The sequence below is a fragment of the Streptococcus sp. bf_0095 genome (genome assembly GCF_004166885.1).
Lineage (GTDB): Bacteria > Bacillota > Bacilli > Lactobacillales > Streptococcaceae > Streptococcus.
This window is the reverse complement of sequence record NZ_RCYU01000002.1, coordinates 602,976-610,109: the sequence shown is the minus strand read 5'-3', so window position 1 is coordinate 610,109 and position 7,134 is coordinate 602,976. Positions and strand designations below refer to the sequence as shown.

Sequence of the window (7,134 nt, the reverse complement as noted above, 5' to 3'; positions counted from 1 at the left end):
CCTGCACATTGGTTCGTCTTGTTCAGTTTTCAAAGGTCTTTGTCGCTCTCGCGCGACAACTATATTAGTATATCACGTCCACTTCACCTTGTCAATATCTTTTTTCTATTTTTTTAAATTTTTATTTTTTTATGAAAAAGGATGCTTTTTTACATCCTTTTTCATAAATGATGATCCTTGAAATCTTTCAAGTATTCTTGGAGTCTTCTCCGCATTTTTGCTCGTCCAGAAAAACGTTGATTCATCAGAAGTTTATCATAGTCTTCTTTTTCCTGATCGGTTAGGTTTTCTCGGAATTCTTTTAGGGCTCCTCTCAACAGGACTAGTTCATCTAAAAAGAGTTCTTTTGATCGAAGTCGATGACTAATTTCTCCAATCTCTGTATAAGGTACCTTATTTAATTTCCTTTTATCACTCTCTTGTTTTCTAACTTTATCTTTTATATGATTGCGAAACTTTGTTTTGAAGTAGGTTAATAGAATTTCTTCATTTTCTTCTACTTCTGGATTACTTATTTGTAGCTCATATAAGACCAGTCTACCTTCTTGTTCCCAATCTGCGTGATCCCAAAGATGAATATAAAATTCCTTTTCGCATTTCCATACTATCCATTTTACTTTTTCATATGATTTTTTAAAGTTCATTGGACCTCCTTTCTAACTTGTCTTCATTTTAAAGGAGGTTTGGATTTATTTGGGTTTATTTTCTATTTGGAATCTTTTTTAACTCTAATCGGTCATTATTTTGATAAGAATGTCAGAATAATGGTTTTATCAAACAAAAAAAGTTGCTACGAATGTAACAACTTTTTGCGATAGTCCGTACGGGATTCGAACCCGTGTTACCGCCGTGAAAAGGCGGTGTCTTAACCCCTTGACCAACGGACCATTTTTACAACGTAATCTATTATATCAGTTCATTTTCATCTGTCAACACTTTTTTGAAAAAAAAAAGAGCCGAAATTTCAGCTCCCTTGAATGTAGACAAACTATTGTTTTACATAAAAAAGCAAGATGCTTTTCAAAAAATTACTTTTATTTTTAGTCATTTAGGAAGATTAGAAACTTTTCCGCCGTGAGAAAAGTGCCTGAAACGTAATAGTTTCAGGCACTCGGAATTATTAAGACCTTAGGCTCAATAATTAGTCATGGAACTTCTTAGAAGTTCGCTGACGTCCAATCTCACCTAAGGAAAGTTTTTAGAAGACTTTATCTTCTATCTGAGGAGCCAAAATTTTCGGCTCCTTCTAAATACTTTAGAAGACTATAAAGTTTATTACTTATTTTCTTCCATTTTAGATTTAATTTCTTCATAAGATAATGGTTTAGATTCTTTTTCTAATTCTAAATCAGTATCTTCTGGCATTTTACCTGTTTCATACAATGACTTAATTTGAACACTGTCCAAGGTTTCGTATTTCAACAAGGCTTCCGCAATCAACTTGTGGGTCTCACGATTGTTCTGGATGATTTCAGCCGCTTTATTTCGAGCTTCATTCAAAAGACTTCTTACTTCTTCATCAATTTCATATGCTGTTTGCTCTGAAATGAATTTTTGAGTCGTTTGAGCTCCAAACATAGCATGGTTGCCTTCGTATTGAACTGGACCAAGTTTTTCACTCATTCCATATTCCGTTACCATAGCACGCGCCATTTGGGTCGCTTGTTCAAAGTCATTGGAAGCTCCTGTGGTTTGGACGTTGAAGATAATTTCTTCTGCAACACGTCCCCCCATCAATCCAGCCAATTGTTCTTTCATATCTTCTTTAGAAAGAAGCATTTGGTCTTCTTTTGGAAGAGCAATCATATAACCACCAGCACGTCCACGTGGAACGATGGTCACCTTGTGAACAACACGAGCATTAGATAGGACTAATCCGACAATGGTATGCCCTGCCTCGTGGTAAGCAACCAATTCGCGTTCCTTTTGAGAAACTGTTCGGTCTTTCTTAGATGGACCAGCAATCACACGGTCTTCTGCTTCATCAATATCAGAGGCGTCTATTACCTTCTTATTGCGACGAGCCGCTACCAGAGCTGCTTCGTTTAAGACATTTTCAAGATCCGCTCCAACAAATCCCGGTGTTTGTTGGGCAACTAGTTTCAAGTCGACATCTTTGGCTAATGGTTTGTTTTTAGCATGGACACGCAAGATAGCTTCACGTCCTTTTACATCTGGACGACCAACTAAAACCTTCCGGTCAAAACGCCCAGGACGAAGGAGGGCTGGGTCCAGAACATCTGAACGGTTAGTAGCTGCAATCACGATGATGCCTTCGTTTCCTTCAAAACCATCCATCTCAATCAAGAGCTGGTTGAGAGTTTGTTCCCGTTCATCATTTCCCCCACCAAGGCCAACTCCCCGTTGACGTCCAACAGCATCAATCTCATCGATAAAGATAATGGCTGGAGCTGCTTTTTTAGCATCTTCAAATAGAGACCGAACCCGGCTTGCACCGACACCGACAAACATTTCTACGAAGTCAGAACCTGAAATACTAAAGAAAGGAACGCCAGCTTCTCCTGCAACTGCTTTTGCTAGAAGAGTTTTACCAGTTCCCGGAGGGCCTTCAAGAAGGACACCTGCTGGGATACGAGCACCCAATTTTGTAAAGCGTTTTGGATCTTTTAAGAATTCAACCACTTCAACAAGTTCTTGTTTTTCTTCTTCAGCCCCTGCTACATCTGAAAAACGAACCTTGATATCTTCTTTATTGGTAGCACGCGCTTTGTTACGTCCGAAGTTCATAGCTCCGCGGGCGCCACCGCCACCGCCTTGGTTCATCATGGAGAAGAAGAAGAACATGACAATCACAAAGGGAACGATTGAAGTCAGAATGGTAATCCACATTCCACTTGAGCTTTCCCGTTTAATGGTGATATCAGCCTTATGTTCGGATGCTAAGTTTTGTAATTCTTGAACAGTCAAATCAGACGGTAAAATTACACTTGTGAAGCGAGTCACCTTACTTGGACTTGGAGTGAAAAATTGAACCCCTGTATCATCCTTGCTGGTTTTTGCTTTGTTATAGGTACCGGAAATTTCAATGACACTACCGTTTGGCTGATAGCTAATTTCCTTGACGTTGTCTGATTTAAGCTCTTTTACCAATTCTGTATAATTGATTTGCTGACTTTGTCCGATACTATTTCCAGCAAAGAAATACTGAAAACCTGTAACAGCAGCTACAATAATCAATAGATACAGAAAAGGATTTCGAACAAAACCATTGTTTTTGTTATTTTTCATCTAGTTTCCTCTATTTTGAATACACTTCTTCTTTTAATACTCCGATATAAGGAAGGTTTCGATAGTTTTCATCGTAGTCTAAACCATAGCCCACAACAAACTCGTTTGGGATGGTAAAGCAAGTGTAATCTGCTTCAATCTCAACCAAGCGTCCTTCAGGTTTATCCAACAAGGTAGCAATTTTAACAGATGCTGGTTGACGTCCTTCAAACAATTCTTTCAAACTCTTAAGAGTTTTACCAGTATCAATGATATCTTCAACAAAGAGAATATCTCGACCCTTAATGTCTTGGTCCATATCTTTGATGATATTAATCACGCCTGAGCTTGATGTTCCACCATGATAGCTAGACACTAGCATAAAATCCAACTCAATATGCGTATCAATATGTTTGATCAATTCCGCCATAAATGGGACTGACCCTTTTAAAATCCCTACTAAAATCGGATTTTTCCCTTGGTAATCTTCTGTCAGTTTTTGACCAAGTTCACGTGCTGCAGTCACGATTTCATCGTGGGAAATGAGTATCTTTTTGATATCTTGTTCTAACATCTTTTTTACCTATCTATTTTCTGGATATAAATTGTATGCTTCATTATACCATTTTTTAATTCCTTACTCAAATCACTGATCGCAATTTCAGGAATAGCCAGTATTTGTTTATCTTGTTCTAAAACCACCAGATTGTTTCGTTGATTTAAAGGGATTTTTTGGTTAATCAACAATCTGCTAATTTTTCTATGGTGACCGTTCATCAGAATACGATCTCCCCTTTTACGGGGGCGAATAAAAACTGGGTGGTTGTTTGGAAGTGGGATTGCCTCCATATATGAATCGCTTGGTTCCACTCCAAATAAAAAGCGATAAGCACCTACTGTCTTTATGGTTCCAAATTGTAACAAAACTTCTGACATTCGGTCATCCGTCCTACGACTGATTTTCCGAATTTCAAAATAGTGATAGTCTTTGTAAAGTTCATAACCATTCTTTAGAACTTGTTGCGTATTGGACTTGGTCACTACTATTCTATGTAATTGTTCAAATTGTGCCCGACTCAATTGCAAGTCTGGAAAACTAGCTAGATACTCTTCCAGCAAATAAATCTGAACAGCTGGTGATTGCTTTTGAAACTGTGTCACATCTTGTGGATTCAAATCTTTGGTCAACTCTTTTAAAGCCTGGTGCCAATGACTGAGATCCTCTCCTAAGTTGACCAAAGCACTCGTCACTTGAGGATTTTCTTTTTCTAACAGTGGGAGATAACGATGGCGGATACGATTACGGAAATAGTCCAAGGAGCGGTTGCTCTTATCCTCATAATGAAAAATTTCTGGAAAATCCTTTTTTTTGAAATATAAGAGGGGACGGATCAACACACCCTGTCCAAATGGTTGTTTTAAAGGAATACCTTTTAAATGCCGTGGACGACTCCCACGAATCAGACGCATTAAAATCGTTTCTGCCTGATCATCCATATGATGAGCGGTGACGAGAGCGCTACAAGCTTCTTCTTTCATAACTTTTTCAAAGAAATCATAGCGGAATTGTCTAGCTTGGCTTTCAGAAAAAGGACCAGAGAAATGGGCAACCTTCAGCGGTAGATGTTTTGCTTCAGCTATTGCTCGAATTCCTCTTTCTTCTTGGTCAGCTTCAATGCGTTGGTGATGATTGACATGAGCAAGTACGAGGTCGATTCCTAATTGGTGCCGATAATGGTAGAGCCAATCCAGTAAGGTCATGGAGTCCACCCCTCCTGATAAAGCCAAAAGGACTTTTTGATGAGATTCAAAAAGCCCCTCCTTTAGACAGAACTGAAGAAATTTATCTTTCATTACTGTAAGACCTCATAAATATCTTTGGCAATTGCTGAGATAGTCTCGTAATCAGAGTGATCCGTAAAAATAGCTAAAATAAATGGTGATTCTGTATAAACAATGGCGACATCATGACGGAAATCATAGGCATCTCCAATCTTGTGAGCGACCTTGACTGGGATATCTTTTGAAATTCGTTGATCATCAAAGCGAGTCTCTGACAGAGCATCAATGATTCCACCATTTTGTTGGTAGATAGCTTCCATGACATTTCCTGCCATTTTTGGAGATGCCATTCTAGTTTCTACATTCCACGTTTTTCCTGCAATCTTATTGGTCACCTTTTGAAATTCTTTGTCTGATTGATGCGTTACATAATAGCCTAAAATGTTTTGCGCAACATTATCAGATTCTTTTGCCACCCGATTAATCAAATCAGCGACGGTATATTCCTTATCATCCGGTGTTTTTGAAATACTTCCACTGCCTTCCGGTTCATAAGCTCCTGGATAATCATTGACTTCTTTTGTATATTTTAAAGGAGTCTGCAAATCTACATGGTTTTCGTTTATCTCTTTTTGAGTATAGTACAAATACAAGAGCTTGGCTATACTAGCAGAATACATTTCCTGATCTTCATGTATCCCAGCAGTCTTTCCAGTATCCACCTGCTTCACGTAAACTGCAATTCCGTCTTTGTTGTACTTCTGATTGAGAATCTCTTGGACTTTCTCCATCCGATTATCTGTAGCAGAAAGTTCATCTTTTGCAATCCACCCCTGGCCAGAAATTTCTAGATAGGTCCCTTTTAAAGTTTTGGCAGTCTTGGTGATTTCAACCTTACTATAGGGAGTCAGACTTGTTTTTTTGCTTTTTGCGCCATTTACCAAGGGTTGATCATAAACTGTAAAAGAGGATGTCAGCCACATGGTCTTTTTTTCTTCTGTTAATTCCAAAATCGAATCTTCGTAAATTTGATCTTGATCAGCTACTACATACTGTTTATTCGATAATTTAAAAACAGATTTCCCTTGATTATTGACAAACAATTGATCAACAGTAAAGGGAGTATCAGGTTTGATTTCCCCAGCTTTTTGACGCAATTCTGGATCCGAATAGGTCACGATTGGCTGATAAACATTCGGATTGGATGGGATGGAGACAAAGAAATGATCCTGAGTCCCTATTTGACTAGTGTATGAAGAATCAGCAGTCAGTGGAACTTGGACTTGGGATGAATCAGATAAGGGTTGGGTGACTAAGAAAGTAGGAAAAATCATCCAATAAACTAACTTATTCATCCTTGCTCCTTTCCTGAGTTTCTTCTTGCAATTTTAAGGCTTGATTTTTTTTAGCTAACTCTTCTAATTTTGTATCAGAATATTCTAGAAATTGTTGAACGGTTTTTACAATATTTTCCATTATTTCGGTAATAAATTAGGTATCGTATAAATATATTCGCCATCTTTAGAGAAGGAATATTTTGCGCGTGCATATTTTGCAGCGTATTCGTCATCCTTCAACTTCTCTACGATATCCTTTTGATATTCTTTTTCCTCAAGGGTTTGCTGATATTGTTCTTGCAATTGAACGTATTGTTGTTTGCGTTTTTGAAGCGTCTGGTAACTCTGAGCCAGATTATAAGTTGGGAGAATAAACAATAAAATAATTAAAATGAGAACCCAACCCATAAAACGGTTCTGTTTTTTTCGCTCCTCATTCTGGTATTTCTGACGCTGATGTTCGTCTTGAATATACCGATTATTCATTTGTACAATATTTTTAGGCATCTTCTTCTATCCTTGTTTCACGAATGATTTCATACATTTTAGACGCATCTTCTTTTTTAGTACTATCTAACATTTCCAACACTTTTACTGTCAATAGCTTATTTCCAAAGCGAACTTCGACTTCGTCATTTACCTTCAAGTCGGTTGAACTTTTCGCTAGGACCCCATTGACTTTGATGCGCCCCTTATCGGCTACTTCTTTAGCTACAGGGCGTCTTTTGATAATGCGGGAAACTTTTAAATATTTATCTAATCTCATCGTATCACCTCTAATGTATTA

8 protein-coding genes and 1 tRNA gene are annotated in these 7,134 nt (G+C 37.9%); all 9 read right to left on the bottom strand.

The window, feature by feature from the left end:
* Positions 1-161 precede the first annotated feature (161 nt).
* The gene (locus EAI95_RS07450) at positions 162-644 is read right to left on the bottom strand and encodes a sigma-70 family RNA polymerase sigma factor (protein WP_129269699.1); all 483 of its coding nucleotides are present in this window, start codon (positions 642-644) and stop codon (positions 162-164) included.
* Between the two features lie 171 nt (positions 645-815).
* A tRNA-Glu gene (locus tag EAI95_RS07445) sits at positions 816-887 on the bottom strand.
* A gap of 388 nt (positions 888-1,275) precedes the next feature.
* Positions 1,276-3,249, bottom strand: coding sequence for an ATP-dependent zinc metalloprotease FtsH (gene ftsH / locus EAI95_RS07440; RefSeq protein ID WP_006595315.1), 1,974 nt, complete (start codon positions 3,247-3,249; stop codon positions 1,276-1,278).
* A gap of 10 nt (positions 3,250-3,259) precedes the next feature.
* On the bottom strand, positions 3,260-3,802 hold the full coding sequence (gene hpt / locus EAI95_RS07435) for a hypoxanthine phosphoribosyltransferase (RefSeq protein ID WP_048690450.1): 543 nt from the start codon (positions 3,800-3,802) through the stop codon (positions 3,260-3,262).
* A 5-nt stretch (positions 3,803-3,807) separates the two neighbouring features.
* Positions 3,808-5,082, bottom strand: a complete 1,275-nt coding sequence (gene tilS, locus EAI95_RS07430) for a tRNA lysidine(34) synthetase TilS (RefSeq protein ID WP_129822616.1) — start codon at positions 5,080-5,082, stop codon at positions 3,808-3,810.
* The gene (locus tag EAI95_RS07425) at positions 5,082-6,365 is read right to left on the bottom strand and encodes a serine hydrolase (RefSeq protein WP_129822615.1); all 1,284 of its coding nucleotides are present in this window, start codon (positions 6,363-6,365) and stop codon (positions 5,082-5,084) included. Before EAI95_RS07425 ends, tilS begins: the two co-directional genes overlap by 1 nt.
* On the bottom strand, positions 6,358-6,486 hold the full coding sequence (locus EAI95_RS10100; protein WP_260469288.1) for an SP_0009 family protein: 129 nt from the start codon (positions 6,484-6,486) through the stop codon (positions 6,358-6,360). The genes EAI95_RS07425 and EAI95_RS10100 overlap by 8 nt, the downstream gene beginning before the upstream one ends.
* Complete coding sequence (locus EAI95_RS07420; RefSeq protein WP_023024832.1) at positions 6,486-6,854, bottom strand: septum formation initiator family protein; 369 nt, start codon at positions 6,852-6,854, stop codon at positions 6,486-6,488. Before EAI95_RS07420 ends, EAI95_RS10100 begins: the two co-directional genes overlap by 1 nt.
* A complete protein-coding gene (locus EAI95_RS07415; protein ID WP_023024830.1) occupies positions 6,847-7,113 on the bottom strand; it encodes an RNA-binding S4 domain-containing protein in 267 nt (88 codons plus the stop codon). Before EAI95_RS07415 ends, EAI95_RS07420 begins: the two co-directional genes overlap by 8 nt.
* Between the last annotated feature and the right edge of the window lie 21 nt (positions 7,114-7,134).